Genomic DNA, 25,696 nt, shown 5'->3' on the forward strand with positions numbered 1-25,696 from the left:
CAAATCATGGCAAACAGCAAACGTACCCTGTTTCTGAAGCGCCGCATGCGCGTTCGGAACAAGCTCCGCAAGGTCAACGCCGGGCGTCTTCGCCTCAGCGTGCACCGCTCGAACAAGAACATCAGCTGCCAGCTGATCGACGACGTTCGCGGCGTGACCCTTGCCGCCGCATCGACCATGGAGAAAGACCTGGGCGTGGTTGGCAAGAACAACGTCGAAGCGGCCAAGAAAGTGGGCGCGGCAATTGCCGAGCGCGCAGCCAAGGCCGGTGTGACCGAAGCTTACTTCGATCGTGGCGGCTTCCTGTTCCACGGCAAGGTGAAGGCCCTGGCCGACGCTGCGCGTGAAGGCGGGCTGAAGATCTAAGACTTGCGGGGGGCGCACGCCGCCCCCCCGATGATCCGGGGCCGCGCCCGCGCAGCCACCATGGATCGGAGACAACGGCGCCCAGGCGCCAACAGAGAAAGAGGAATGCCGCATGGCAGAACGTGAAAACCGCCGGGGCAACCGCCGCGACCGCGAGGAAGCAGCCCCCGAATTCGCCGACCGTCTGGTCGCGATCAACCGCGTGTCGAAAACCGTCAAGGGCGGTAAGCGCTTCGGCTTCGCCGCTCTGGTGGTCGTGGGCGATCAGAAAGGCCGCGTCGGCTTTGGCAAGGGCAAGGCAAAAGAAGTGCCCGAGGCCATCCGCAAGGCCACCGAGCAGGCCAAGCGCCAGATGATCCGCGTGCAACTGCGCGAAGGCCGCACCCTGCACCACGACATCGAAGGCCGTCACGGCGCCGGTAAGGTCGTCATGCGCGCCGCGCCCGAAGGTACCGGTATCATCGCCGGTGGCCCGATGCGCGCCGTGTTCGAAATGCTGGGCGTCAAGGACGTGGTGTCCAAGTCGCTGGGCAGCGCGAACCCGTACAACATGATCCGCGCCACCATCGACGGCCTGAAGAAAGAGCAGAGCCCGCGCTCTGTTGCACAGCGCCGCGGCAAAAAGGTCGCCGATATCCTGCCCAAGCGGGACGAAGCACCGGCTGCTGAAGCCGTCGAAGCGTAAGGAGTCGTCACCATGGCAAAAACCATCGTCGTCAAGCAGATCGGCTCGCCGATCCGCCGTCCCGCCGAACAGCGCGCTACCCTGATCGGCCTGGGCCTGAACAAGATGCACAAAACCCGCGAGCTCGAGGATACTCCCTCGGTCCGCGGCATGATCCGCAAGATCCCGCATCTGGTCGAGATCGTCGAAGAGCGCGGCTGATACCTGCACCGGGCGTCTTGCCCCTGCGGTGTATATCCGACACAGACAGCGCCCCCGGCAGATGCCGGGGGCGTTTGCTTTTGCGGCGGCGCTTTCGCGGGGCATTGCCAAAAACCGGACTTCTGTTAGCCTGATTAGGCCCGGACACCCGCGCCGCCCGTATCCGCGCGCGGCCTGTACCGGGCCCATGTCCGGCGGGCCGCCGGATGGCCCTTCCGAGGCCGAGCATGAACCATATTCCTTCTACCTCACCGGATGACAGCGGTTCCGCCCTCTATCGCGATTTTCTGCAAACACCGCTGGCGCGGTCCGAGCGGCGCGCCGCCGGCAAGGCATTGCGGGAACGCACCCCGCGCGCGGATCACGGCATCTACGTGCCCCGGCCTGACCGGCCTGACCCCATTGCCACGATCCTCGCCCAGAACCAAGGCCGGGTCGAAAGCCTGGTTCCGGTCCGGATGGGCCGGATGCTGGCCTCGCCCTTTGCCTTTCTGCGCGGCTCGGCTGCGGTCATGGCGGCCGATCTGGCCCCGTCTCCGCGTACCGGCATCCCGGTGATGGCTTGCGGCGACATGCATGTATCCAATTTCGGGTTGTTTGCGTCCGCCGAACGAAACCTCGTGTTTGCGATCAATGACTTCGACGAGACGCATCCCGGCCCCTGGGAATGGGACGTCAAGCGCCTGGCCGCCAGCGCGGCGGTCGCCGCCCGCTTTCTTGGCGGCGACCGTCATGCCGCGGAAGAGGCGGCGCATGCCGCTGTTTCGGGTTATGTCCGGTGGATCGACCGCTACAGCAAGCTCGGCCTGCTCGAAGTCTGGTATTGCCAGATCGACGAGCAGGATATTCTTGATGTCTGTCCAAAGGATCTGCGCAAGACGACCCGAAAGCTGTTGGACAAGGCCCGCGCCCGCGGCCACTTTACCGCGCTCGACCGGCTGACCCATACCGTCGATGGCGACCAGCGCCTGATCGAGGATCGCCCGATCATCGTCCGTGAAACTCACATGCCTGACGGGCGCAGCGTCGAACAGGCGCTGGACCGCATGCTCCAGTCCTATGTCGCATCGCTGTCCTACGACCGCCGCAGGCTGTTGATGCGCTACACGCTGATCGACGCGGTGCGCAAGGTCGTCGGCGTCGGCAGCGTCGGTTTGGAATGCTGGGTGCTGTTCCTGCGCGGCGAGGGCAAGGACGATCCGCTGTTCCTCCAGGTCAAGGAGGCCAGGCCCTCGGTGCTGGCACCCTATGCCGAATCCCAACTGCCGATGGAGAACCAGGGTCACCGGGTCGTCGCGGGCCAACGGCTGATCCAGGGGTCGCCCGACATCTTTCTGGGCTGGGGGCCGAATGACGGGCTGCCGGGCAAACAGTATTATGTCCGGCAACTCGCCGACATGAAGGGGGGCGTCAAATTCGCCGAGGGTAACAAGGCCGGAATCAGGGGACTTGTCAGTTACGCCAGGCTTTGCGGCCGGGCGCTGGCCTTGGCGCATGCCAAATCGGGCGATGCGGCAATGATCTCGGGCTATTGCGGGCGCGGCGACGCCTTGCCAGATGCGTTGGCGCGCTTTGCCCTCGCCTATGCCGAACAGACCGAAGCCGACCATGCGGCGCTGGACAAGGCCGCTCGCGCCGGGCGGTTCGCCTATGTGGTTGGTAAATGACCGTTACCGCTAAGCCACGGCATGAACCGCAAGATCCCGCATTTGGTCGAAATTGAAGAAGTGCACGGCTGACGCGGGCGGTGGGCAAAATGCCCACCCTACGAGACAGCCCGGAACAAGGTTCCCGATTGCAACCGGGGGCTTATCCGTTGGAGCCTCGACCGTGTGATCAACTTCGCGTGTGCTGGCATGACGTGGGATGCAGAGCGGCCGCATCCCGCCTAACCTGCCGCCATGGCCCGCATCGACTATTTCTATTCCGCCCATTCCGCCTATGCCTATCTCGGCGCGCAAGAGCTTTACCGCATCTGCGCCGCGCATCCCGGCACGGAAATGGTGCATCGCCCGATGCTGCTGAGCCCGGTGGTCGAGGCGGCGGGCGGTCTCTCGTTCGCCGCGCGCAGCCAGGCGCATGTGGACTACTTCTTCGGCCGCGAGATCGAACGCTGGGCGGAGTGGCGCGGCGCGCCGGTGATCGATCACCGCCCGACCTATCATGACAATCCGCTCGACCTGCCCAACGGGGTGATCATCGCGGCGCAACGGGCCGGGCTGGATGTGAACACGCTGTCTTTTGCAATTCTTCAGGCCCATTGGCGCGACGATGCCGATATCGCCGATCCTGGCCTGCTGCACCGCCTGATCGCGACCCTGGGTATGGACCCCAACGCGCTGTTGGCCGCCGCGCGATCGGAACCCGTCCTGGCCGAACAGGCCGCCAACACGCAAGAGGCGATAGACCGGGCATTGTTCGGATCGCCCAGCTATGTGGTCGATGGCGACCCATTCTACGGTCAGGACCGACTGGACCTGGTCGCCCGCGCGCTGACCCAACCGTTTCGGCCCGGTACCTGGCGCAATCCTGCGGTCGGCTGACCCCACGCCCTATGAGCAATCGCCGTATCGCCCCCAGACGCCGGAAGAGACCTCAGAAGAAGTCCCAGATGATCGGGGACAGGTCCGGGTTCAGCTCGCTGGGCAAGGCCAGTTCCACGGCATCGACGCCAGACAGAAGGGTAACGGTTGCGATCAAACGCAGATCCGGCTCGCCTTCTGCGCGATACAGGATATCTAGCGCCGACGAGGTGCGATTGCCGTCGGCGTCATAGATCTCACCAGCGCCGCCTGACCGGGCAAAGAAGGAATTCCGCGCATAGAGATCGCCATCGACGATCAACCGGTCGCCCTCGCCGGGGTTGTAGTCGACGATGGTCAATACGCCCATGGGATCCAGCAGGAAGGTATCGGCGCCCGCACCGCCCTCGGTGGTATTGAATCCGATATCGCCATACAGGAAATCGTCTCCGTCGCCGCCGTACAGGCTGTCGTTGCCGCCGCCGCCCGCCATCGTGTCGTTTCCGGCTCCGCCGTGCATCTCGTCCTGGTTGTGCCCGCCCCGCAACTCGTCATTGCCGTCACCGCCGTCGATCGTGTCGTTTCCATAGGCGCCCTGCACGGTGTCGTTGCCTTCGCCGCCTTCGATCCGGTCGTTGGCATTCCAACGTTCCGCCGTAACCCAGGACTCGGCCAGCAGGTCGTCGCCGACACCGCCATAGATCGTGTCGCTGCCGTCGCCACCGTCGATCGTGTCATTGCCGTCCTGGCCACTGATCTGGTCGTTGCCGCCCCCGCCGGTGATCGTGTCGGCACCTGCGCCGCCGGTGATGCTGTCTTGTGACAGGCCGCCGTCGATCTCGTCATTGCCGTTGCCGCCATCCAGCACGTCGGCGCCGTCATTGCCTTGGATCGTGTCATCGCCGCCCAATCCGTTCAGCACATCGCCCCGCGCGGTGCCGACCATCAGGTCGGCCTCGGGTGTCCCGTCCTCGATCAGGCCGGGTTCCAGCACGCCATCCACGATGCGATACTGCCAGACCCCGGCAATCCCTGTATTGCCCGGCGTGTCGTCCAGCTCAAAGGCGGGGATGCCGGAATCCCAGTGCTCGAAGACAATCGAGGATCCCCATTCCGCCGTCAGGCCGGCACTATACCATGAATCCCCCGTCTCACCCATGTCGGCATAGCGAAAGATCACCTCGGCATCACCGTCTCCAAGGTCGAGCAGTTCCATCTGGAACGTATAAGGATTCAAATAGTCTTGGAAATAGCGCCCGATCAGGTTCCAGGTCACCACGACCGAGTCGCGCTCGGTGTTCAGGTCCACGAACACGCCGCTGGCCGGATCGGGCGGATTACGGCTGTCCAGATCGGCACTCAAGGGCGCTATGTTATAGGGGTCGGAGGCCCAAGATCCCCAAGGGCCGACGAAGTTGACGCCACCGTTTGTCGACACCCAAAAACTGTCGAAGGTCTCGCCACCAAACAGGAACCCGTCCTCGAAGATCTCGGTTATGGAGATTTCATCGGACGTGTTTTCATCCCCGCGCGGGATCTGCGCATCACCAAAGGGCAGCAATGTATTGTCGGTTACAGGTGTATAGTCGGTCATTGGAACCTCGCTTTTTAATAATGATCGCACCACCTCGGGGGGCGCGTCGGTGAAAATATTCTTGAATTATGGAATATGAGCCCCGGGAAACCGAGTCGTATTTCCATCGGCAGCCGTTTGGGGCCAGGCTGAACCACAGCCATGCCGCCGCTGCATGCCGGCTAGACCAAAGCGCATCTTGCTGATGCTGCGACGCAGCACTATCTGCCTCTCATCAATGAAACGATCAAAAATCAGGCAGTTGGGAAAGGCCCTGCTGCATCCGTAAGAGGTAAGAAAATGGCATACGCAACCGTCACCACCGATCACGCACCGTCGATCGCCGCCCGCATCCTGTCCGCCGTGAAATCCACCCGCGAGGCATGGGCCAAGAACGCGTCCTACAAGCGCACGTTCAACGAGCTCGATCGTCTGTCGAACCGCGAACTGGCCGATATCGGCATCCGTCGCTGCGACATCAACGATATTGCCCGGTTCCACGTTTACGGCCGCTGATACGGCCCTACAGACCGGACGCTGCACCGCCCTCGGAAACCCGGGGGCGTTCTGCTTTTCGGGGTGCTTGCATGAGTGGCGCACAGCGTCTATACGCCCCCGGTGGCCCTCCGTGGCCGCAGAATCAACAATCAAGAAACGCCGTGGTTGGCCTGTCACGCTTCGTGGGTCACATCCGGCAAGGAGAAGCGACATGAAACTGCATGAACTGAGCGACAATCCAGGCGCCGCCAAGAAACGGATGCGCATCGGCCGCGGCCCGGGCTCGGGCAAGGGTAAAACCGGTGGCCGGGGTATCAAGGGTCAGAAATCCCGTTCGGGTGTGGCCATCAACGGCTACGAAGGCGGCCAGATGCCGCTGTACCAGCGCCTGCCCAAGCGCGGCTTCAACAAGCCCAACCAAAAGAAATTCGCCGTCGTCAACCTGGGCCTGATCCAGAAGTTCGTCGAAGCCGGCAAGATCGACGCATCGGCTGCCGTGACCGAGGACGCCCTGGTCGCCTCGGGCCTCGTCCGCCGCAAGCTGGACGGCATCCGGGTTCTGGCCAAAGGTGATTTCAGCGCCAAGCTGAACATCGAAGTCACCGGCGCATCGAAAGCGGCTGTCGAGGCCGTCGAGAAAGCGGGCGGCTCGCTGAAGGTCACAATCGCTGCTGCGGCAGAGTAACGGGTTGTGAGCGGGCAAAGACCCGCTTACATAGACACCCAAGTTTTCCCGAAACGCCGCCCGAGCCGGAAAACGGTTCCGGGCGGCGTTTTTATCCAGAGAGACCGAGAATGGTATCAGCAGCAGAACAAATGGCGGCCAACACAAGCTGGGCTGCCCTGGGCAAGGCCACCGATCTGCGCAACCGCATCCTGTTTACCCTGGGGCTTCTGATCGTCTATCGCCTTGGCACCTTCATTCCGGTGCCGGGAATCGACGGCGTGGCCCTGCGCGAGTTCATGCAGCAGGCGGGGCAGGGCATCGGCGGCATGGTGTCGATGTTCACCGGCGGTGCGCTGGGGAGGATGGGCATCTTTGCGCTCGGCATCATGCCTTACATCTCGGCCTCGATCATCGTTCAGCTGCTGACGGCCATGGTTCCCTCGCTTGAGCAACTCAAGAAAGAGGGCGAGCAGGGCCGCAAGAAGATCAACCAGTACACCCGTTTTGGCACCGTGGCGCTGGCCACCGTGCAGGCCTATGGCCTGGCCGTCTCGCTGGAATCGGGTGACCTGGCGACCGATCCGGGCATGTATTTCCGCTTTGCTACCATGATCACCCTGGTCGGCGGCACCATGTTCCTGATGTGGCTGGGCGAACAGATCACCGCCCGTGGCATCGGCAACGGCGTTTCTCTGATCATCTTCGTCGGCATCATCGCCGAGGTCCCCGCCGCCCTGGCCCAGTTCTTTGCCTCCGGCCGCTCGGGCGCCATCAGCCCCGCCGTCATCATCGCCATCATCCTGATGGTGATCGTGGTCATCACATTCGTCGTGTTCATGGAACGCGCCCTGCGCAAGATCCACATCCAGTATCCCCGCCGTCAGGTCGGGATGAAGGTCTATGACGGCGGCTCCAGCCACCTGCCGGTCAAGGTCAACCCGGCGGGCGTGATCCCGGCGATCTTCGCCAGTTCGCTCCTGCTGTTGCCGGTCACCATCTCGACCTTCAGCCAGGGTTCGGCGAGCGGCCCGGTCATGTCGTGGCTCCTGGCCAACTTCGGCCCGGGTCAGCCGCTCTACCTGCTGTTCTTCGTGTTGATGATCGTGTTCTTCGCCTATTTCTACACGTTCAACGTCTCGTTCAAACCCGATGACGTGGCGCAGAACTTGAAGAACCAGAACGGCTTTGTGCCCGGCATCCGCCCCGGCAAGAAGACCGCGGAATATCTGGAATACGTGGTCAATCGCGTGCTGGTTCTGGGATCCGCCTATCTGGTTGCGGTGATGCTGCTGCCTGAAATTCTGCGCGGCCAGTTCAACGTGCCGTTCTACTTCGGCGGCACCTCGGTGCTGATCATCGTCTCGGTGACCATGGACACGATCCAACAGGTCCAGAGCCACCTGCTGGCCCACCAGTACGAAGGTCTGATCGAAAAATCGCAGCTTCGCGGCAAGAATCGCAAGCGTACGAACAAGAAGGGACCGGCGCGTCGATGAACATCATTCTGTTGGGGCCCCCGGGTGCGGGCAAAGGCACTCAGGCACGGCATCTGGTCGAAACCCGTGGCATGATCCAGCTCTCGACCGGTGACATGCTGCGTGACGCACGCACCTCGGGCACCGAAATGGGCCAGAAGGTCGCCGCCATCATGGATGCGGGCAAGCTGGTCACCGACGAGATCGTCATCGGCCTGATCGAGGAACAACTGACCTCCAAGAAGGGCGCCGGCTTCATCTTCGACGGGTTCCCCCGCACCCTGGCCCAGGCCGACGCGCTGGCCGCGCTGCTGGCCAAACATGGCCAGTCCCTGCATACCGTGATCGAGATGCGCGTCGATGACGAGGCGCTGGTCAGCCGGATCACCGCCCGCTCCACCTGCGGCGGCTGTGGCGAGGTCTATAACGACATCACCAAGCCGATCCCGGCCGACGGCAAGTGCAGCAATTGCGGCAGCACCGAGTTCAAGCGCCGCGCCGACGACAACGAGGACAGCCTGCGCACCCGGCTGATGGAATACTATAAAAAGACCTCGCCGCTGATCGGTTATTATTATGCCAAGGGCGACCTGCGCCCGGTCAACGGACTGGCGGATATCAAGGAAGTCACCGCCTCGATCGAGGCGATCCTGGGCTGATATCGGTTAGGGGCTTGACGGCCCCTCCAAAAGCCCATATCGACCCCCATCCCCTATGGGAATCAACCGCGCGGACGGGATTCGTTTCGTTTGTGCAAGACCACCTCAAAATGCTGGGCCCACTGGCGACACTGCCACGGTCAAGCGTTGTGAAAAAAGGTTCTGGAGCTACGGAACCGCAACGAAAAGGAAAGTGACACGTGGCACGTATTGCCGGCGTAAACATCCCGACTGCCAAACGGGTACCTATCGCCCTCACCTATATCACCGGAATCGGCAACACCTCGGCGAAAGCCATCTGTGAAGCCGTTGGCATCGACGCAGCCCGTCGTGTGAACCAGCTCAGCGATGCTGAAGTGCTGGCGATCCGCGAATACATCGACGCAAACTTCACCGTCGAAGGCGACCTGCGTCGCGAAGTTCAGATGAACATCAAGCGTCTGATGGACCTCGGCTGCTATCGCGGTCTGCGTCACCGCCGCAACCTGCCGGTTCGCGGTCAGCGCACCCACACCAACGCCCGTACCCGCAAGGGCCCGGCCAAGCCGATCGCCGGCAAGAAGAAGTAAGGGGGGCTGATCAATGGCACGCGACAAGACCCGCACCACCAAGAAAAAAGAGCGTAAGAATATCGCATCGGGCGTGGCCCATGTGAACTCGACGTTCAACAACACCAAAGTCCTTATCTCGGACGTGCAAGGCAACGCCATCGCATGGTCGTCGGCTGGCACCATGGGCTTCAAGGGATCGCGGAAATCGACCCCCTACGCCGCTCAGCTGGCCGCCGAAGACGCCGGCCGCAAGGCGCAGGATCATGGCGTCAAGACGCTGGAAGTCGAAGTTCAGGGCCCCGGCTCGGGCCGTGAATCGGCTCTGCGCGCTCTGGCTGCCGTGGGCTTCAACATCACGTCAATCCGTGACGTGACCCCGATCGCCCACAACGGCTGCCGCCCGCCGAAGCGCCGCCGCGTCTAAGCGACCCAGAAATTACGCTGGGGCTGTGTCTGTGACACGGCCCCAGTCCGCCGTTTGAAACCTCGGGCGTTTGCACCTTCCTGGACATGGGGTGCGAACAGGAATGGAGGGATTACATGATCCACAAGAACTGGGCAGAACTGATCAAGCCGACCCAGCTTGAGGTCAAGCCGGGCAATGACCCGGCACGCCAGGCCACCGTGATCGCCGAACCGCTTGAGCGTGGTTTTGGTCTGACGCTGGGCAACGCGCTGCGCCGCATCCTGATGAGCTCGCTGCAAGGCGCGGCCATCACCAGCGTGCAGATCGACAACGTCCTGCACGAGTTTTCGAGCGTGGCCGGTGTGCGTGAAGATGTCACCGACATCATTCTGAACCTCAAGCAGGTTTCGCTGCGCATGGATGTCGAAGGGCCCAAGCGCCTGTCGATCAATGCCAAGGGACCGGCTGTCGTCACCGCCGGTGACATCAGCGAAAGCGCCGGTATCGAGGTTCTGAACCGCGACCACGTGATCTGTCACCTGGACGATGGCGCCGACCTGTTCATGGAACTGACCGTGAACAACGGCAAGGGTTATGTCTCGGCCGACAAGAACCGCCCCGAGGACGCGCCCATCGGCCTGATTCCGATCGACGCGATCTATTCGCCGGTGAAAAAGGTCGCTTATGACGTTCAGCCCACCCGCGAGGGCCAGGTGCTGGATTACGACAAGCTGACCATGAAGATCGAAACCGATGGCTCGATCACCCCGGACGATGCCGTGGCCTATGCCGCGCGGATCCTCCAGGACCAGCTGTCGATCTTCGTCAACTTCGACGAGCCGGAATCGGCCAGCCGCCAGGACGACGACGACGGGCTCGAGTTCAACCCGCTGCTGCTGAAGAAAGTGGACGAGCTGGAACTGTCGGTGCGTTCGGCCAACTGCCTCAAGAACGACAACATCGTCTATATCGGCGACCTGATCCAGAAGACCGAAGCCGAGATGCTCCGCACTCCGAACTTCGGCCGCAAGTCGCTCAACGAGATCAAGGAAGTGCTCTCGGGCATGGGCCTGCACCTCGGCATGGATGTCGAAGACTGGCCGCCCGACAACATCGAGGATCTCGCCAAGAAATTCGAAGACGCGTTCTAAGCGGTCTTCGGGCGTGGCGGCGGGCTGAATTCGCCGCCACGGGTTTTGTACAAAACGGTCAATCGGGGTTCCGGGGCCAGTACGAAACGGTCAATACGATGGGCAATTCCGCCCCAAGGAGAGTGGCCCACACGTAGGGTCGCCGGACAAAGCAAAACACGACACAAGGATTGAAATCATGCGTCACGCACGTGGCTACCGCCGCCTGAACCGCACCCACGAACACCGCAAGGCCCTGTTTTCCAACATGGCCGGCTCGCTGATCGAGCACGAACAGATCAAGACCACCCTGCCCAAGGCCAAGGAACTGCGTCCGATCGTTGAAAAGCTGATCACGCTGGGCAAGCGCGGTGACCTGCACGCCCGCCGTCAGGCTGCGGCCCAGCTGAAGGAAGACAAGGACGTCGCGAAACTTTTCGACGTACTTGCAGCACGTTACAAGGACCGTCAGGGCGGCTATGTCCGTATCCTGAAGGCCGGCTTCCGCTATGGTGACATGGCGCCGATGGCGATCATCGAACTGGTCGACCGCGACGTCGACGCCAAAGGCGCCTCTGACAAGGCCCGCGTTGCTGCCGAAGAAGCTGCCGCCGAAGAATAAGCATTCCGGGACCTGCCCCGATGTGACCCCGCCCGATATCTCGGGCGGGGTTTTTCTTTGTTTTACAAGACTTTGAACATTGCCTGGGATCAGGCTGCTGGTTAGGCTGCGATCATGTCCCATCAGATCGGAACTGGGTATTCGGGCAAACCGCTCTGGCAAAAACTGGGGTTCAAACCCGGCTGGATCGTGTGCCCCGTCAATCCGCCAGCCCATTACAAGGACCTGATGACCGGGGCCGATGGCGTACAGTTCGACACCGCGGCCACTGTCGCAAATGCGGTGCACCTGTTCCTCCACAGCCGCGAAGCGGTGGCAACCAAAGCGGCGCAACAAATATCCCGGCTGGCCCCCGGTGGCATGCTCTGGCTGTCCTGGGCCAAGAAAACCTCTCCGCTCCATGCGGGCGTGACCGAAGACCTGCTGCGGGCCGAAGTTCTACCGCTGGGCTGGGTCGACGTAAAGGTTTGCGCGGTGGACAGCGACTGGTCCGGGCTCAAGTTTCTGCGCCGGAGGAACTGACCGCGCGACTTGCATTTGCCGGATCGACCCCGCATATCCGTTTGGCAGCCGAAATCGGAGTTCCCATGATCCGCGCAACCCTGATCGCCCTGTCCATCCTGCTTCCCTTGCCCGCGAACGCGGAAACCCGCGTGCCCAATTCGCAGGCGGAAATCGGTCTCGGCTTTGCCCCGGTGGTGAAAAAGGCAGCACCCGCCGTGGTCAATATTTATGCCAAGATCATTACGGCCGGGCACAGCAGCCCGATGTTCAACGATCCGTTTTTTCAGGATTTTTTCCGGGGATTCGGATCGCCGCAGCCCCGGGTACAGAACTCGCTTGGCTCGGGCGTGATCCTGTCGGACGACGGCTATGTCGTGTCGAACTACCACGTGGTCGGCATGGCCTCGGAAATTCGGGTCGTCACCACGGATCGGCGTGAGTTTACCGCGCAGGTCGTTCTGGGCGACGAGGAAAGCGATATCGCCATCCTGCGGCTGGACAATGCGCGCGACCTGCCAAACCTGGCCTTGCGCGACAGCGACCGTATCGAGGTTGGAGAGTTGGTTCTGGCCATTGGCAACCCGTTCGGCGTGGGTCAGACGGTGAGCAGCGGCATCGTTTCGGGCCTTGCCCGGTCCGGGACCGCCACGGGAAATGCGCGGGGGTACTTCATCCAGACCGATGCGCCGATCAACCCCGGAAACTCTGGTGGTGCACTGATCGACGTCAACGGCGACCTGATCGGTATCAATACCTCGATCCTCAGCCGTTCCGGTGGGTCGAACGGAATCGGCTTTGCCATCCCCGCCAATCTGGTGGCCGAATTCCTGCGTCAGGCCCGGCAAGGCAACACCAGTTTCACCCGCCCCTGGGCCGGTATGGCGGGCCAGCCGATGACCGCCGATATCGCCGAGTCGCTGGGCTTAACGATACCCGAGGGCGTGGTCATTTCCGACCTGCACCCGCAAAGCCCGCTGGCCAAGGCCGGGTTCGCCGTTGGGGACGTGATCACCGAGGTGGACGGACAGCTTGTCAATTCGCCCTCGGAGATGAAATTCCGCATGTCCGTCGCGGGTATCGGCGGTACGGCCAGGATGACGCGACTGCGCCAGGGCGAGCGGAGCGAGCTACAGGTCGCCCTGACAGAGGCGCCCGACGATCCACCGGCACAGGAAACCACAATGGGTGAGCGCACCGTCCTGCCGGGCCTGACCGTGGCCCGGTTGAACCCGGCGGTGATTGCGCGGCTTGGTCTGCCCCTGTCGGCAAGCGGTGTCGTGGTTCTGGACCCAGGCCCCTATGGCGCGCGGGCGGGCGTACAGCCGGGTGATGTTTTGGGGGCGATCAACGGCGAAGAGATCGAGAGCTCCGCTGATGTCGAGCGAGCGTTGACCGAGACCGGGCGCTGGGTGCGGATGGACTTGCAGCGCCGGGGTCAGTGGGTGTCGCTGCGGTTTCGGCTCTGACCCATGGCGGACCTGTTCGACACCGGGGCCGCAAGGCCGGAACGAGAGCCGCCGCGCCCACTTGCGGACAGGTTGAGGCCGACGAGCCTGGCCGAGGTGATTGGGCAACAGCAGGTGCTGGGCCCTGAGGCGCCATTGGGCGTGATGCTGGCCTCGGGGTCGCTGTCCAGCCTGGTGTTCTGGGGACCGCCCGGGGTGGGCAAGACCACCATCGCCCGGCTGCTGGCGCAGGAGACCGACCTGTATTTCGTGCAGATCAGCGCCATCTTCACCGGGGTGCCGGACTTGAAGAAAGTCTTTGAGGCCGCGCGCATCCGGCGCGGCAACGGGCAGGGAACCTTGCTTTTCGTCGACGAGATTCACCGGTTCAACAAGGCGCAGCAGGACGGGTTCCTGCCGCATATGGAAGATGGCACCATCCTGCTGGTGGGGGCCACGACCGAGAACCCGTCGTTCGAGCTGAATGCCGCTCTGCTGAGCCGGGCGCAGGTGCTGGTGCTGGAGCGGCTGAGCGCCGAGGACCTGGAACATCTGACCGCGCGAGCGGAGCGCGAGCTCGACCGTGAATTGCCGTTGACGCCGGAGGCGCGGCTGGCGCTTCAGGAGATGGCCGATGGGGACGGACGCGCGTTACTCAATCTGATCGAACAGGTGGCGGCTTGGAAGGTCGCCGCGCCACTCGACCGCGAGGCGTTGGGGGCGCGGCTGATGCGCCGGGCCACCAAATACGACAAGAGCGGCGACGAGCACTACAATCTGATTTCGGCACTGCACAAATCGGTGCGGGGGTCCGACCCGGATGCGGCGCTGTACTGGCTGGCGCGGATGCTGACAGGAGGCGAAGACCCGCGCTATCTGGCACGCCGCATCACCCGGATGGCGGTCGAGGATATCGGGCTGGCCGATCCGCAGGCGCAGTCGGTCTGCCTCCATGCCTGGGAAATCTACGAACGTCTGGGCAGCCCCGAGGGCGAGTTGGCATTGGCACAGGCAATTGTCTATCTCGCGCTCGCCCCGAAGTCGAACGGGGCCTATGTGGGCTACAAGGCGGCGATGCGGCTGGCCAAGCAATCGGGATCAGCGCCGCCACCCAAACATATCCTGAACGCGCCCACCGGGCTGATGAAGGATCAGGGGTATGGCGCGGGCTATGCCTATGACCATGACGCCGAGGATGGGTTTTCCGGACAGAACTACTTTCCCGACGGGATGGAGCGGCCGCAGCTCTATCAGCCGGTCGAGCGGGGGTTCGAACGGGAACTGAAGAAGCGGCTCGACTATTTTGCCCGCCTGCGGGAGCAGCGGAACGGATAGCCGGGCAGCCTGCGGGCGCCCCACCCGCCCTCCCGCGCCCGCAGGCTGCCCTTGGTCCCTTGACTCTCGATGGTGTGCGGGCGACAGACAGCGATGTTTTCTTTCGATCAAAAAGTGAGCGTTGTCCGGGATACTGGCCGGGATGCGCGGAGGATGCCTGCATGAGCGGCGTACAGACTATCACCGTCGAACCCGGTGAGGGCGACCAGCGGTTGGACCGCTGGCTGCGCCGCCGCTTTCCGCATGTCGGGCAGGGCCGCATCGAGAAGATGTGCCGCAAGGGCGAACTGCGGGTCGATGGCGCGCGGGCAAAACCGGCGACCCGCCTGGAAGAGGGTCAGCAGGTGCGGGTGCCGCCGCTGCCGGCTGAAGGGGAAAAGCCGCCGGCGCACAAGCCACGGGTCTCGGACGCGGATGCGCGGATGATCCAGGCCTGCGTCATTCATCGCGACGACCATGTGATCGTGCTGAACAAGCCCGCCGGTCTGGCGGTGCAGGGCGGCAGCGGCCAGAGCCGCCATGTCGACGGGTTGAGCGAGGCGTTGCGCTTTGGCAATGACGAGAACCCGCGTCTGGTGCACAGGTTGGACAAGGACACCTCGGGTGTGCTGGTGCTGGCCCGCACGCGCGAGGCCGCGACCCGGCTGACCGCTGCGTTTCGCCACCGCAACACGCGCAAGATCTATTGGGCGCTGGTCGCCGGTGTGCCGACACCCTATCTGGGCGAGATCAAGACCGGCCTTGTCAAGGCGCCGGGCCACGGCGCGCGGGGCGAGGGCGAGAAGATGAATGTCGTTCATCTGAACGACGTTGACAGCACCCCCGGGGCGAAACGGGCGCATACTTATTATGCCACTCTGTACCGCGTCGCCGGGCGTGCGTCCTGGGTGGCGATGGAGCCCGTTACTGGCCGCACCCACCAGTTGCGGGCGCATATGGCCGGGATCGGTCATCCGATCACCGGCGACGGCAAGTACGGCGGATCGGGGCAGGAAAACATGGGCGATGGCTGGGGCGCGCAACTGGGCGGCATCATCAGCAAGAAACTGCATCTGCATGCCCGCAGCCTGTCGTTCGAGCATCCGGGCACGCGCAAGGTTGTCACCTATACCGCGCCGCTGCCGGAGCATATGCAACAAAGCTGGGAAACCTTTGGCTGGACCGAGGACCTGGCCGCGGACGATCCCTTTGCGGAGTTGATGTGAGCGACCGACTGCGTCTGATCCTGTTCGACGTGGATGGTACCCTGGTCGACAGCCAGGCTGCCATCGTCAGTTCGATGACGTCTGCCTTTGATGCGCTGGGCCTGCCGGTGCCTGCGCGCAGGGCGATCCTGTCGATCGTCGGGCTTTCGCTGCCTCAGGCGATGGCCTGTCTGGCGCCGAAACAGGACCTTGGCACGCAAGGAAAGCTGGTCGAAGCCTACAAGCAATCCTACCACCAGACTCGGCTGGCGCTGGGGGCCGCGCACTCGCCGCTGTTTCCCGGTGCGCGCGAGGCACTGGATGCCCTGCACGCGGTGCCGCATTTCCTGCTGGGTGTGGCGACCGGTAAATCCAAGCGCGGCCTTGACGGGCTGATCGAGGCGCATGGGTTGGAGAAGTACTTTGTCACCCGGCAGGTGGCGGACCACCACCCGTCAAAGCCGCACCCGTCGATGATCGACGCCGCGCGGGCGGAAACAGGCGTGCGCGCCCGCGACACGGTGATGATCGGCGATACGAGTTTCGACATGGATATGGCAGCGGCGGCCGGTGTTCCGGGCATCGGGGTAAGCTGGGGGTATCACCCGCCGCAATCGCTGACGCGCGCGCACCATGTCATCGCGGCCTTTGACGATCTGCCGAAATTGCTGAACGAAATCTGGACATGAACCGATGAGCGACTGGAAACCGAAACGCTTCTGGGAACTGGCGACCGTGGCAGAGCGCGACGGAAGCTTTGCTGTCGAACTCGATGGGCGGCCGGTAAGAACCCCGGCCAAGACCCTGCTGACCCTGCCAACGCGCCCGATGGCCGAGGCGGTTGCCGCCGAGTGGGATGCGCAGGAGAAAGAGGTCGACCCGCGCACGATGCCATTTACCCGGTCGGCCAATGCCGCGATCGACAAGGTTCGCGTTCAGCATGCCGAGGTAGCAGACCTGTTGGCGGCCTATGGCGATTCGGATTTGCTGTGCTATCGCGCGGTCCATCCTGCCGAATTGGCCACCCGGCAATCACAAATCTGGGATCCGGCGCTGGACTGGGCCCGTGATACATTCGGCGTCCGGCTGATTACGGTGAATGGTTTGATGCATCAGCCGCAGCCGGAATCCGTACAAGCTCAACTCTCCGCGCGGGTGCATGATCTGTCCGATTTTCAGCTGGCCGCGTTTCACGATCTCGTCAGTTTGAGCGGCTCGCTTGTGTTGGGTTTCGCGGCGGCACTGGATTGGCGCGATCCGGATGAAATCTGGCGCATTTCTCGTCTCGACGAGCTTTGGCAAGAGGAACAATGGGGTCCCGACGAAGAAGCGCAGGCACTTGCCGAACTAAAGCGACAAGCCTTTTTGCACGCAAAGCGGTTCTTTGATCTCTCATCATGAGACCAATTTCGTCAAACTGACGGCAACGGCATTGATCGGGCAGTCAAAACCTGAACCAAAGCCTTGACCTTTGTTCACGATTGCGCCCAAACTTGCGGCCATTGAAGGGGTGATCCCCTTTCATATCCGCGCCGCCGCCAAAGAGTGGCGGTCGAACCGTCCCGCAAAAGGGGTGGAAAATCAGGAAGAGGTAAAAATGAAGAAATCCGTACTTTTGGGCGCTCTCACTGTCGCCGGATTGGCCGCAGGTGCTGCGGCAGCGGGCACGATTGATGACGTCAAGGCTCGCGGCAAGCTGAACTGTGGTGTGACCACCGGTCTGGTCGGCTTTGCAGCGCCGGATTCGAATGGGGAGTGGAAAGGTTTTGACGTGGCCCTGTGCCGTGCCGTTGCAGCGGCGGTTCTGGGCGACGGTAACGCGGTCGAATTCGTTCCGACCACGGGCAAGACCCGGTTCACCGCTCTGGCATCCGGCGAAGTCGACATGCTGGCACGTAACACCACCTGGACCTTCAGCCGCGACGTGGACCTGAAGTTTGAATTCGTGGGTGTGAACTACTACGACGGCCAGGGCTTCATGGTTCCGAAAGCGCTGGGCGTCAGCTCGGCAAAGGAACTGGACGGTGCAACCGTCTGCATCCAGACCGGTACCACCACCGAGCTGAACCTTGCGGATTTCTTCCGCGCCAACAACATCAGCTACGAGCCGGTTCCGATCGAAACCAACGCCGAAGCACAGCAGCAGTATCTGGCCGGTGCATGTGACGTGTACACCACCGACGCATCGGGTCTGGCCGCAACCCGCGCCACGTTCGAAGCCCCCGGCGACCACGTCCTGCTGCCCGAAATCATCTCGAAAGAGCCGCTGGGCCCGTTGGTCCGCCACGGCGACAACGAGTGGGCGGACGTTGTCCGCTGGACCCTGAACGCGCTGATCTCGGCCGAAGAGTATGGCATCACGTCGGCAAACATCGACGAAATGACCGCTGGTACCAATAACCCGGAAATCAACCGTATCCTGGGTACCGAAGGTACTCTGGGCGAGATGCTGGGCCTGGACAACCAGTGGGCCATGCGCGCCATCAAGGTTGGCGGCAACTATGGTGAGGTCTTTGCCCAGAACATCGGTGAAAGCACCCCGATCGGTCTGGCACGTGGCCTGAACGCCCAGTGGACCGAAGGTGGTCTGCTGTACTCGCCTCCGTTCCGGTAAGAAAACCCGCAGGAGGGCGTGGGGAAACCCGCGCCCTTTTTGCATCCATAACTAAGTACCTGGCCGGTAAGAGTGGGGCAAACCCTGCCGGAGAGAGATTGGCCAGGATGTCACGGGGATAAAAATAGGTCATGACGACTCTCACTGACCCGCCAAAGGAGCAGTTCCGGCTGTCCATGCTCCTCTACGATACGCGGTATCGGTCGGCCACCATCCAAGTCATCGCGATGATAGGTTTCATGTTGCTGGCCGCCTGGCTGATCAGCAACACGGCCCAAAACCTTGCGGCGCTGGGCAAACCAATCGATTTCGGGTTCTTCTCGGAACCGGCGAGCTACGATATCAACCAGCGGCTGCTGGATTACAGCTCTCGGGATACACATTTGAGGGCCGCATTGATCGGCCTGCTCAATACGCTTGTCGTTGCGGTTCTTGGGTGTATCACGGCGACCGTTCTGGGCGTCATCATTGGGGTCCTGCGCCTGTCCAACAACTGGATCGTCGCCCGCCTGATGACCATCTACGTCGAAGGGTTCCGCAACGTTCCGGTGCTGCTGTGGATCGTGTTCATCATGGCGATCCTCATCGAAACGCTGCCGGCGCCCAAGGCGTTCCGGGGCGACAACGCAACCGCCAGCATGATGCTGGGCGACAGCGTGGCCGTGACCAACCGTGGTGTCTACATTCCCGAACCGCTGTTCTCGAACAGTCTTGGAAACATTCACGTGTTCGGCGAAAGCGGCCTGCGCTTTGACATCAGCCTCGATCTATTGGCCATCCTCGTGGTTCTTGGGGCCGGTCTGTGGGTGTCGAGCTACCTGCGCAAGCGCGCCGATCGTATTCAGGAACAGACCGGCGACCGGCCTGTAACCTGGTGGCAGCGTCTGGCGGTGGTCGTGCTTCCGACCGGGCTGGTGCTGGTTCTGCTGGGCTTCCATCTTGGCTATCCCGAGCTCAAGGGTTTCAACTTCCAGGGTGGTACCCATCTGCGGAACTCGCTGATCGCGCTCTGGCTGGCGCTATCGCTTTATACCGCCGCCTTCATCGCTGAAATCGTTCGCGCGGGTATCATGGCCATCTCCAAGGGCCAGACCGAGGCGGCATCCGCGCTGGGCCTGCGCTCGAACAAGATCATGTCGCTGGTGATCCTGCCGCAAGCGCTGCGGGTGATCATTCCGCCGCTGATCTCGAACTATCTCAACCTCACCAAGAACTCGTCTCTGGCGATCGCCGTGGGTTACATGGATATCACCGGCACGCTGGGCGGTATCACCATGAACCAGACCGGGCGCGAGCTGGAAACGATCCTGCTCTTGATGCTGGTGTACCTGACCATCTCGCTGTCCATTTCGGCGGTGATGAACTGGTACAATGAATCCGTCAAACTGAAGGAGCGTTGAGATGTCTGACATCGGATTTGTCCGTACCGAAATGCTCCCCGAACGCGAACCGCCGGCCTCGACCGTCGGCGCGCTGGGCTGGGCACGCGCCAACCTGTTCTCGAACTGGTTCAACAGCATTCTGACGCTGGCCTCTCTTTATGCGATCTACGCGATCCTTGCGGCCGTTTTACCTTGGGTGTTCTCGCCCACATGGAACGGGGCCTCGCTGAACAACTGCCGCGAGATTCTGACCGCCGCCGGCTCGGTGGGTGAACACGGCACATCGGGTGCCTGTTGGGGCGTTATTCGCGAGCGCTGGATCCAGCTCTTGTTCGGGTTCTACCCGTCCGAGCTGTACTGGCGGCCCATTCTGGCCTTTGTCCTGCTGGCCGTGGCCCTGGCCCCGGTTCTGTTTTCCGACAGCGTACCATCGAAGATGCTGATCTTTTCGGGTCTCTATCCGTTCATCTTCCCCTGGCTTCTGTGGGGCGGCACCATCTGGGGCCCGATCGCGGCGCTGGCGGGCTTTGTGCTGGGCTGGGTGGTTTACTCGGCCGTCAGCAAGACGATGAGCAGCCTGATCGGCATCGTTCTGGGCGCAGTGGCGGCGCTGGCCTGGTGGTTCGTTCTGTCCGGCTATTTTGTCGGCGCGCTGGATTCGATCCTGCCGATCGGCATCGAAGCGGTCGAAAGCCGCAAGTTCGGTGGCTTCATGCTGTCGATCACCATCGGGGTCGTCGCCATCGCCTGTTCGCTGCCGCTGGGCATCGTGCTGGCGCTGGGGCGTCAGTCGGACCTGATGATCGTCAAATACATCTGCGTGGGCTTTATCGAGTTCATCCGGGGCGTGCCGCTGATCACACTGCTGTTCGTGGCCTCAACCCTGCTGAACATCTTCATGCCGCCCGGCACGAATTTCGACATCATCCTGCGGGTGCTGATCATGGTGACGCTGTTTGCGTCGGCCTATATGGCCGAGGTGATCCGTGGCGGTCTGGCCGCACTGCCCAAGGGCCAGTACGAGGGGGCGGATTCGCTTGGCCTCAACTACTGGCAGGCGCAACGCCTGATCATCATGCCGCAAGCGCTCAAGATCTCGATCCCCGGCATTGTGTCGACCTTCATCGGGGTGTTCAAGGACACCACGCTGGTCTCGATCATCGGGCTTCTCGATCCGCTGGGCCTGTCGAACGCCATTCGGGCGGACGCCAACTGGAACGGCGTCGTCTGGGAACTCTACGGCTTCATCGCCTTGATGTTCTTTGTCTTCTGCTTCGGCATGTCCCGCTATTCCATGTATCTGGAGCGCAAGCTCCACACTGGCCATCGTTAAGGAGGGCCCAATGTCTGAACTCGCAATCGATCGTGAAATCGACCGCTCGAAGATGCAGGTGAGCGACCAGGTCGCCATCGAAATCGCCAACATGAACAAGTGGTACGGGGCTTTCCACGTGCTGCGCGACATCAACCTGACGGTTTATCAGGGTGAACGGATCGTCATCGCCGGACCTTCGGGGTCGGGCAAGTCCACCCTGATCCGCTGCCTGAACGCGCTGGAGGAACACCAGCAGGGCAAGATCGTGGTGGATGGGACCGAACTGTCGAACGACCTCAAGAACATCGACAAGATCCGGTCCGAGGTCGGGATGGTGTTCCAGCACTTCAACCTGTTCCCGCATCTGACCATTCTGGAGAACTGCACGCTGGCGCCGATCTGGGTGCGCAAGACGCCCCGGAAAGAGGCCGAGGAAACCGCGATGCATTTCCTGGAGAAGGTCAAGATCCCGGAACAGGCCCTGAAGTATCCGGGTCAGCTGTCGGGTGGTCAGCAGCAGCGTGTGGCGATTGCCCGCTCGCTGTGCATGCGGCCGCGGATCATGCTGTTTGATGAACCCACTTCGGCGCTTGACCCCGAGATGATCAAGGAAGTGCTCGACACCATGATCGAGCTGGCCGAGGAAGGCATGACCATGCTCTGCGTCACGCACGAGATGGGCTTTGCCCGCCAGGTTGCCAACCGCGTCATCTTTATGGACGCGGGGCAGATCGTGGAACAGAACGAGCCGGAAGAGTTCTTCAACAACCCGCAAAGCGAGCGGACCAAGCTGTTCCTCAGCCAGATCCTGGGTCACTGAGACATCCATGGAAACGGGCAAGGGCGGGGATTTCCCCGCCCTTTTCTATTCGGTCAGTTCGCGTGGAACCACGAAGGCCAGAACTTCGCCGCTGTGCCATCGGATATCCCGCCACGCGTCAACCGGGAACTCGATCACGGTCGTGGCACCAGTCGGATAGTCGAAGAATCGCGCATGCGCGGGCGCTTCTTCCACAATGTTACCTGCGAACTCGGCGATCCCGGGGTTATGCCCCAACAGCAGAACGGTGCGCCCGGTGGCGCTTTTCAAGGTATCCAGTATCTTGGCCGGGCCAGCATGGTAGAGCGCATCGGTGTATGTCGGTTCGGGCTCCTCGAACCCCATACAGGCCCAGGTTTCCCGCGTGCGCAGGGCCGACGAGGATAGCACCTGATCCGGACTCAGCGCTTTGGTGCGCAACCATTCACCAAGGGCAACGGCGGATCTTCGGCCACGTTTGTTGAGCGGGCGGTCATGATCGGACAGCGTATCGCTGTCCCACGAAGACTTGGCATGCCGGGTGAGGATCAGAGTAAGGGTCATCTGCGAAAAAACGCCTTCATATGCAATGCGGACTGTGCAGGATCCCGATGTGCACCGGCGCTGAGCGGGCAGACGAGTCGGGCGGCACAGCCCTGGTCCATACAATCAGACCCAGCGGCTGTGTCCAGATATCCATAGCAGGCAGATACGTCATATGGGCGTTCGACTGCCAATGCCCCGACAGGACAGGCGCGGGTACAAGGCGCGTCGCACTCCGGGCAGGGGTTGGGAAAGTCGACCGGTGGCAGAGTCAGGCGTTCGGGCAGGACAAGCGCGCCTCGCAATGAGATCAGCAAGCCGACGGTGTCATGCACCATCATGCCGACCGGGCTGGTGTGGAAACGGCCAGATGCCAGCGCCCAGGCGATGAACGGCGGGTAAGGCGGCCCATCCGACGGATACTGCGCCGTTGCGCCGACAGACGCGGCCATTGCCCCGATGACCCGTTTTGACCATCTGTCCAGCGGATCGGCTGCGCCATCGCGGTACTCTGGCGAAGTTGTGAAAATCGACCAGAACCCCGGTCCAGTGCCCAGCAAGATGATGGTGGCGTTTGCATCAGCCGGATGCAACGCGCCCATCACGAGGAGCGCGGAATCGGCGGCCTCGGTGGCGATGCGTTCGATCATCTGCGGCGGAACGGCAGAAGCAAGCTCCACCCCAGGCGAGAAGGCCGGTCGTCCTGCCAACCCAGCCCGATTGTCATGTCATCGTGCCCGGCCACGGGCTGTGCCACATATGTTCTCATCAAACGGTCCCAGATCGACAAGGCAAAACCATAGTTGCTGTCATGCTCCTCGCGTAGCACCGAATGATGCACCCGGTGCATGTCGGGCGTGACCAAAACCTTGCGCAGCAGAGCGTCCAGCGCAAGAGGCAGCTTTAGGTTCGAATGATTGAACAGGGCGGTTCCACTCAACAGGATCTCGAAAAGGACGATGGCAAAGGCCGAGGGCCCAAGCCCATAGACAAGCCCGATCTTGAGAAGCATGGACAAAGCGATCTCGACCGGGTGGAAGCGTATCGCGGTGCTGACGTCGATGTCGGTGTCGGCGTGATGGACCCGGTGCAGGCGCCACAGCACCGGCACCTTGTGCGTGATCAGATGCTGCGCCCAGATGGCGAAGTCGAAAACCAGCACCGCAAGCACCACTTCGACCCAGGCTGGCCAATCCAGGCGGTTGAACAGACCCCAGTCCTTTGCCGACGCATCAAGCGCGGCCCCGACCGCCAGCAACGGCATCCCAAAGGCGAGGGCCCGCAGTGTTATGGTGTTCAGCACCGATATGGAGAGGTTCGTCACCCATCGCCGGGAACGGCGCGGATGCGATCTGCGACGCGGAGCGAGCCGTTCGAAGATCGCGAACAGGACAAAGAGGCCGATAAATACGGCCAATCGGATCAGGCTTTCGTTTTCCATTAATTCACATTTGTGCATGTGAAGGGGGAAGACAAGCCTGCCCGTGTCACAACCCGGTTATTCCGCCCGGATCAACGAGCCAGCGCCGTGTTCGGTATAGAGCTCCAAAAGAACCGCATTGGCGACGCGACCGTCCAGAATGACAACCGCACGAACGCCCTTGTCCAGCGCATCAAGCGCTGTTTCCGTCTTAGGGATCATGCCGCCCGCGATCGTTCCATCGGCGACCATCTGGCGGATCTGGGCGGCCTTGAGTTCGGTCAGCACCTCGCCTGCTGCATTCTTCACGCCCGAAACGTCGGTCAGCAGCAATAGCCGGTCGGCCTTCAGAGCACCGGCAATGGCGCCTGCGGCTGTATCGCCGTTGATGTTGAAGGTTTCGCCATTGCGCCCGGCGCCAAGCGGCGCGATGACCGGAATGATGTCATGGGCAAAGAGGTTGCGCAGCAACTCGGGATTCATCTCTGCCGGCGTTCCGACATAGCCAAGGCTGGCGTCGGTTTGGTCGCAAACCATCAGGTCGGCATCCTTTCCGGACAGCCCGACAGCCTTGCCGCCCTGGCGGTTGATCGCCTGAACGATACGCTTGTTGACTACGCCCGACAAAACCATCTCGACAACCTCGACCGTGGCGGCGTCGGTCACCCGTTTGCCGTTGACGAATTCCGACTTGATATCAAGCTTGTCCAGCATTGCGTTGATCATCGGGCCGCCGCCATGCACCACGACCGGGTTGACGCCCACCTGGCGCAAGAGCACCACGTCGCGGGCAAAGCTTTCCATACCCTCGTCGCTGCCCATGGCGTGACCACCCAGTTTGATAACGACGATCGCGTTATCGTAGCGTTGCAGATAGGGCAGGGCGGCGTTCAGCGTGGCGGCTGTGGCAATCCAATCGCGATTCATGTCTCGTTTCTTCATGGCAAGGGTCCCTCTGGCGCTCCGTGTTAGGGCTTTTGATGGCATCTGCCAAGGGCATTGCCACCGATCTGCGCTATGCTACTCTCCGCCCGAACCAGCATCCGAGGGCCGAAAATGGCGCAAAAAACACTTGTCCTGACCGGGGCCAGCCGGGGAATCGGTCACGCGACCGTAAGACGTTTCGTGGCCGAAGGGTGGCGGGTGATCACCTGCTCGCGCGAGCCGGTTCCGCCGGGCTGCCCCTGGAGCAATGGCGAGCAAAACCATGTCGAGATCGACCTGAGCGACCCGCAAGCCACCATCGCCGCCGCAGAAACCATTCGGCAGAAGCTGAACGGACGGTTGGACGCGCTGGTGAACAACGCTGGCATTTCACCCAAAGGGCCAAATGGAGAGCGGCTGAGCACGCTCAGCACCGATCTGGCGGATTGGGGCCACGTGTTCCACGTCAACTTCTTTGCCCCCGTGGTGCTGGCCCGTTCGTTGAAGGATGAACTGGCTGCGGCCAAAGGCTCGGTGGTGAATGTGACCTCGATTGCCGGATCGCGGGTACACCCTTTTGCCGGGGCCGCCTATGCCACGTCCAAAGCGGCGCTTGCGGCGCTGACGCGAGAGATGGCGCATGATTTCGGGCCGCTTGGCGTGCGGGTGAACGCGATCGCTCCGGGTGAGGTCGAAACCTCGATCCTCAGCCCCGGCACGGACAAGATCGTCGAAAAACTGCCGATGCAACGGCTGGGCCAGCCCAGCGAGGTGGCCGCCGCGATCTATTTTCTATGTTCCCCGGAAAGTTCCTATATCTCGGGTACCGAGATAGAGGTGAACGGCGCCCAGCACGTATAGTTGGGTGCAAGCCGA

The 25,696-nt window shown here is 62.2% G+C and carries 29 protein-coding genes; 24 read left to right on the forward strand and 5 right to left on the reverse strand.

What is annotated here, in order from left to right:
- Positions 1-6: 6 nt before the first annotated feature.
- The 5 genes from rplR (at position 7) to G0P99_RS16225 (ending at position 3,795) form a co-directional block, all read left to right on the forward strand.
- A complete protein-coding gene (gene rplR, locus G0P99_RS16205; protein ID WP_164131520.1) occupies positions 7-366 on the forward strand; it encodes a 50S ribosomal protein L18 in 360 nt (119 codons plus the stop codon).
- Positions 367-478: 112 nt separating this feature from the next.
- The gene (gene rpsE, locus G0P99_RS16210) at positions 479-1,051 is read left to right on the forward strand and encodes a 30S ribosomal protein S5 (protein ID WP_164131521.1); all 573 of its coding nucleotides are present in this window, start codon (positions 479-481) and stop codon (positions 1,049-1,051) included.
- 12 nt (positions 1,052-1,063) lie between these two features.
- The gene (gene rpmD / locus G0P99_RS16215; RefSeq protein WP_050605831.1) at positions 1,064-1,252 is read left to right on the forward strand and encodes a 50S ribosomal protein L30; all 189 of its coding nucleotides are present in this window, start codon (positions 1,064-1,066) and stop codon (positions 1,250-1,252) included.
- A gap of 227 nt (positions 1,253-1,479) precedes the next feature.
- Entirely contained in the window at positions 1,480-2,919 is a 1,440-nt protein-coding gene (locus G0P99_RS16220) for a DUF2252 domain-containing protein (RefSeq protein ID WP_203583134.1), read from the forward strand.
- 234 nt (positions 2,920-3,153) lie between these two features.
- Positions 3,154-3,795, forward strand: coding sequence for a 2-hydroxychromene-2-carboxylate isomerase (locus tag G0P99_RS16225; protein WP_164131522.1), 642 nt, complete (start codon positions 3,154-3,156; stop codon positions 3,793-3,795).
- A gap of 52 nt (positions 3,796-3,847) precedes the next feature.
- Here the strand turns inward: G0P99_RS16225 and G0P99_RS16230 are convergent, their stop codons facing one another.
- Complete coding sequence (locus G0P99_RS16230; RefSeq protein ID WP_164131523.1) at positions 3,848-5,368, reverse strand: calcium-binding protein; 1,521 nt, start codon at positions 5,366-5,368, stop codon at positions 3,848-3,850.
- 279 nt (positions 5,369-5,647) lie between these two features.
- Here G0P99_RS16230 and G0P99_RS16235 point away from each other — a divergent pair, with 279 nt between their 5' ends.
- From G0P99_RS16235 to G0P99_RS16320, 18 genes are all read left to right on the forward strand, one after another.
- A complete protein-coding gene (locus G0P99_RS16235; RefSeq protein ID WP_164131524.1) occupies positions 5,648-5,863 on the forward strand; it encodes a DUF1127 domain-containing protein in 216 nt (71 codons plus the stop codon).
- Between the two features lie 193 nt (positions 5,864-6,056).
- Complete coding sequence (rplO, locus tag G0P99_RS16240; protein WP_164131525.1) at positions 6,057-6,530, forward strand: 50S ribosomal protein L15; 474 nt, start codon at positions 6,057-6,059, stop codon at positions 6,528-6,530.
- A 110-nt stretch (positions 6,531-6,640) separates the two neighbouring features.
- On the forward strand, positions 6,641-8,008 hold the full coding sequence (secY, locus tag G0P99_RS16245; RefSeq protein ID WP_164131526.1) for a preprotein translocase subunit SecY: 1,368 nt from the start codon (positions 6,641-6,643) through the stop codon (positions 8,006-8,008).
- Positions 8,005-8,646 carry an adenylate kinase gene (locus G0P99_RS16250; RefSeq protein ID WP_164131527.1) on the forward strand — a complete coding sequence of 214 codons (642 nt, stop codon included), beginning with the start codon at positions 8,005-8,007 and terminating at the stop codon, positions 8,644-8,646. Before secY ends, G0P99_RS16250 begins: the two co-directional genes overlap by 4 nt.
- Before the next feature lie 200 nt (positions 8,647-8,846).
- Positions 8,847-9,215, forward strand: a complete 369-nt coding sequence (gene rpsM / locus G0P99_RS16255; protein WP_164131528.1) for a 30S ribosomal protein S13 — start codon at positions 8,847-8,849, stop codon at positions 9,213-9,215.
- A 13-nt stretch (positions 9,216-9,228) separates the two neighbouring features.
- Positions 9,229-9,621: a 30S ribosomal protein S11 gene (rpsK, locus tag G0P99_RS16260; protein WP_164131529.1), complete on the forward strand. Its 393-nt coding sequence runs from the start codon at positions 9,229-9,231 to the stop codon at positions 9,619-9,621.
- Between the two features lie 116 nt (positions 9,622-9,737).
- Positions 9,738-10,754 carry a DNA-directed RNA polymerase subunit alpha gene (locus G0P99_RS16265; protein ID WP_164131530.1) on the forward strand — a complete coding sequence of 339 codons (1,017 nt, stop codon included), beginning with the start codon at positions 9,738-9,740 and terminating at the stop codon, positions 10,752-10,754.
- A 178-nt stretch (positions 10,755-10,932) separates the two neighbouring features.
- Entirely contained in the window at positions 10,933-11,355 is a 423-nt protein-coding gene (gene rplQ / locus G0P99_RS16270; protein ID WP_164131531.1) for a 50S ribosomal protein L17, read from the forward strand.
- Between the two features lie 114 nt (positions 11,356-11,469).
- Positions 11,470-11,877: a DUF3052 domain-containing protein gene (locus tag G0P99_RS16275; RefSeq protein WP_164131532.1), complete on the forward strand. Its 408-nt coding sequence runs from the start codon at positions 11,470-11,472 to the stop codon at positions 11,875-11,877.
- A 65-nt stretch (positions 11,878-11,942) separates the two neighbouring features.
- The gene (locus G0P99_RS16280; RefSeq protein ID WP_164131533.1) at positions 11,943-13,325 is read left to right on the forward strand and encodes a Do family serine endopeptidase; all 1,383 of its coding nucleotides are present in this window, start codon (positions 11,943-11,945) and stop codon (positions 13,323-13,325) included.
- Between the two features lie 3 nt (positions 13,326-13,328).
- Entirely contained in the window at positions 13,329-14,639 is a 1,311-nt protein-coding gene (locus G0P99_RS16285; RefSeq protein WP_164131534.1) for a replication-associated recombination protein A, read from the forward strand.
- 161 nt (positions 14,640-14,800) lie between these two features.
- A complete protein-coding gene (locus tag G0P99_RS16290; RefSeq protein WP_164131535.1) occupies positions 14,801-15,844 on the forward strand; it encodes an RluA family pseudouridine synthase in 1,044 nt (347 codons plus the stop codon).
- Positions 15,841-16,512 (forward strand): HAD-IA family hydrolase, encoded by a 672-nt coding sequence (locus G0P99_RS16295; protein ID WP_164131536.1) that lies wholly within the window; start codon positions 15,841-15,843, stop codon positions 16,510-16,512. The genes G0P99_RS16290 and G0P99_RS16295 overlap by 4 nt, the downstream gene beginning before the upstream one ends.
- 4 nt (positions 16,513-16,516) lie before the next feature.
- The gene (locus G0P99_RS16300) at positions 16,517-17,224 is read left to right on the forward strand and encodes an ATP12 family chaperone protein (RefSeq protein ID WP_164131537.1); all 708 of its coding nucleotides are present in this window, start codon (positions 16,517-16,519) and stop codon (positions 17,222-17,224) included.
- 196 nt (positions 17,225-17,420) lie between these two features.
- A complete protein-coding gene (locus G0P99_RS16305) occupies positions 17,421-18,437 on the forward strand; it encodes an amino acid ABC transporter substrate-binding protein (RefSeq protein WP_164131538.1) in 1,017 nt (338 codons plus the stop codon).
- 131 nt (positions 18,438-18,568) lie between these two features.
- On the forward strand, positions 18,569-19,837 hold the full coding sequence (locus G0P99_RS16310) for an amino acid ABC transporter permease (protein ID WP_164131539.1): 1,269 nt from the start codon (positions 18,569-18,571) through the stop codon (positions 19,835-19,837).
- Between the two features lies 1 nt (position 19,838).
- On the forward strand, positions 19,839-21,152 hold the full coding sequence (locus G0P99_RS16315) for an amino acid ABC transporter permease (protein WP_164131540.1): 1,314 nt from the start codon (positions 19,839-19,841) through the stop codon (positions 21,150-21,152).
- Positions 21,153-21,162: 10 nt separating this feature from the next.
- The gene (locus G0P99_RS16320) at positions 21,163-21,954 is read left to right on the forward strand and encodes an amino acid ABC transporter ATP-binding protein (RefSeq protein WP_164131541.1); all 792 of its coding nucleotides are present in this window, start codon (positions 21,163-21,165) and stop codon (positions 21,952-21,954) included.
- A gap of 45 nt (positions 21,955-21,999) precedes the next feature.
- On the opposite strand, the gene G0P99_RS16325 is transcribed toward G0P99_RS16320, so the two are convergent.
- Genes G0P99_RS16325 through argB form a run of 4 tightly spaced genes read right to left on the reverse strand, consistent with a single transcriptional unit; the run spans position 22,000 to position 24,838 of the window.
- Positions 22,000-22,497, reverse strand: coding sequence for a histidine phosphatase family protein (locus G0P99_RS16325; RefSeq protein WP_164131542.1), 498 nt, complete (start codon positions 22,495-22,497; stop codon positions 22,000-22,002).
- On the reverse strand, positions 22,494-23,126 hold the full coding sequence (locus G0P99_RS16330) for a ferredoxin (protein WP_164131543.1): 633 nt from the start codon (positions 23,124-23,126) through the stop codon (positions 22,494-22,496). Before G0P99_RS16330 ends, G0P99_RS16325 begins: the two co-directional genes overlap by 4 nt.
- Entirely contained in the window at positions 23,123-23,917 is a 795-nt protein-coding gene (locus tag G0P99_RS16335; protein ID WP_164131544.1) for a sterol desaturase family protein, read from the reverse strand. The genes G0P99_RS16330 and G0P99_RS16335 overlap by 4 nt, the downstream gene beginning before the upstream one ends.
- A gap of 57 nt (positions 23,918-23,974) precedes the next feature.
- Positions 23,975-24,838 carry an acetylglutamate kinase gene (argB, locus tag G0P99_RS16340; protein ID WP_164131545.1) on the reverse strand — a complete coding sequence of 288 codons (864 nt, stop codon included), beginning with the start codon at positions 24,836-24,838 and terminating at the stop codon, positions 23,975-23,977.
- Positions 24,839-24,952: 114 nt separating this feature from the next.
- Between argB and G0P99_RS16345 the strand changes: the two genes are divergently transcribed.
- Complete coding sequence (locus tag G0P99_RS16345; RefSeq protein WP_164131546.1) at positions 24,953-25,681, forward strand: SDR family NAD(P)-dependent oxidoreductase; 729 nt, start codon at positions 24,953-24,955, stop codon at positions 25,679-25,681.
- Positions 25,682-25,696: the final 15 nt, after the last annotated feature.

Origin of the sequence: Ruegeria sp. PrR005 (assembly GCF_010500245.1) — a bacterium.
GTDB lineage: Bacteria > Pseudomonadota > Alphaproteobacteria > Rhodobacterales > Rhodobacteraceae > Ruegeria_B > Ruegeria_B marisflavi.

What these genes read in the sequence shown, in the direction of transcription:
- rplR (WP_164131520.1), top strand. Translation starts at nt 7, where the DNA reads ATGGCAAACAGCAAACGTACCCTGTTTCTGAAGCGCCGCATGCGCGTT.
- rpsE (WP_164131521.1), top strand. Translation starts at nt 479, where the DNA reads ATGGCAGAACGTGAAAACCGCCGGGGCAACCGCCGCGACCGCGAGGAA.
- rpmD (WP_050605831.1), top strand. Translation starts at nt 1,064, where the DNA reads ATGGCAAAAACCATCGTCGTCAAGCAGATCGGCTCGCCGATCCGCCGT.
- G0P99_RS16220 (WP_203583134.1), top strand. Translation starts at nt 1,480, where the DNA reads ATGAACCATATTCCTTCTACCTCACCGGATGACAGCGGTTCCGCCCTC.
- G0P99_RS16225 (WP_164131522.1), top strand. Translation starts at nt 3,154, where the DNA reads ATGGCCCGCATCGACTATTTCTATTCCGCCCATTCCGCCTATGCCTAT.
- G0P99_RS16230 (WP_164131523.1), bottom strand. Translation starts at nt 5,368, where the DNA reads ATGACCGACTATACACCTGTAACCGACAATACATTGCTGCCCTTTGGT.
- G0P99_RS16235 (WP_164131524.1), top strand. Translation starts at nt 5,648, where the DNA reads ATGGCATACGCAACCGTCACCACCGATCACGCACCGTCGATCGCCGCC.
- rplO (WP_164131525.1), top strand. Translation starts at nt 6,057, where the DNA reads ATGAAACTGCATGAACTGAGCGACAATCCAGGCGCCGCCAAGAAACGG.
- secY (WP_164131526.1), top strand. Translation starts at nt 6,641, where the DNA reads ATGGTATCAGCAGCAGAACAAATGGCGGCCAACACAAGCTGGGCTGCC.
- G0P99_RS16250 (WP_164131527.1), top strand. Translation starts at nt 8,005, where the DNA reads ATGAACATCATTCTGTTGGGGCCCCCGGGTGCGGGCAAAGGCACTCAG.
- rpsK (WP_164131529.1), top strand. Translation starts at nt 9,229, where the DNA reads ATGGCACGCGACAAGACCCGCACCACCAAGAAAAAAGAGCGTAAGAAT.
- G0P99_RS16265 (WP_164131530.1), top strand. Translation starts at nt 9,738, where the DNA reads ATGATCCACAAGAACTGGGCAGAACTGATCAAGCCGACCCAGCTTGAG.
- rplQ (WP_164131531.1), top strand. Translation starts at nt 10,933, where the DNA reads ATGCGTCACGCACGTGGCTACCGCCGCCTGAACCGCACCCACGAACAC.
- G0P99_RS16275 (WP_164131532.1), top strand. Translation starts at nt 11,470, where the DNA reads ATGTCCCATCAGATCGGAACTGGGTATTCGGGCAAACCGCTCTGGCAA.
- G0P99_RS16280 (WP_164131533.1), top strand. Translation starts at nt 11,943, where the DNA reads ATGATCCGCGCAACCCTGATCGCCCTGTCCATCCTGCTTCCCTTGCCC.
- G0P99_RS16285 (WP_164131534.1), top strand. Translation starts at nt 13,329, where the DNA reads ATGGCGGACCTGTTCGACACCGGGGCCGCAAGGCCGGAACGAGAGCCG.
- G0P99_RS16290 (WP_164131535.1), top strand. Translation starts at nt 14,801, where the DNA reads ATGAGCGGCGTACAGACTATCACCGTCGAACCCGGTGAGGGCGACCAG.
- G0P99_RS16300 (WP_164131537.1), top strand. Translation starts at nt 16,517, where the DNA reads ATGAGCGACTGGAAACCGAAACGCTTCTGGGAACTGGCGACCGTGGCA.
- G0P99_RS16305 (WP_164131538.1), top strand. Translation starts at nt 17,421, where the DNA reads ATGAAGAAATCCGTACTTTTGGGCGCTCTCACTGTCGCCGGATTGGCC.
- G0P99_RS16310 (WP_164131539.1), top strand. Translation starts at nt 18,569, where the DNA reads ATGACGACTCTCACTGACCCGCCAAAGGAGCAGTTCCGGCTGTCCATG.
- G0P99_RS16315 (WP_164131540.1), top strand. Translation starts at nt 19,839, where the DNA reads ATGTCTGACATCGGATTTGTCCGTACCGAAATGCTCCCCGAACGCGAA.
- G0P99_RS16320 (WP_164131541.1), top strand. Translation starts at nt 21,163, where the DNA reads ATGTCTGAACTCGCAATCGATCGTGAAATCGACCGCTCGAAGATGCAG.
- G0P99_RS16325 (WP_164131542.1), bottom strand. Translation starts at nt 22,497, where the DNA reads ATGACCCTTACTCTGATCCTCACCCGGCATGCCAAGTCTTCGTGGGAC.
- G0P99_RS16330 (WP_164131543.1), bottom strand. Translation starts at nt 23,126, where the DNA reads ATGATCGAACGCATCGCCACCGAGGCCGCCGATTCCGCGCTCCTCGTG.
- G0P99_RS16335 (WP_164131544.1), bottom strand. Translation starts at nt 23,917, where the DNA reads ATGGAAAACGAAAGCCTGATCCGATTGGCCGTATTTATCGGCCTCTTT.
- argB (WP_164131545.1), bottom strand. Translation starts at nt 24,838, where the DNA reads ATGAAGAAACGAGACATGAATCGCGATTGGATTGCCACAGCCGCCACG.
- G0P99_RS16345 (WP_164131546.1), top strand. Translation starts at nt 24,953, where the DNA reads ATGGCGCAAAAAACACTTGTCCTGACCGGGGCCAGCCGGGGAATCGGT.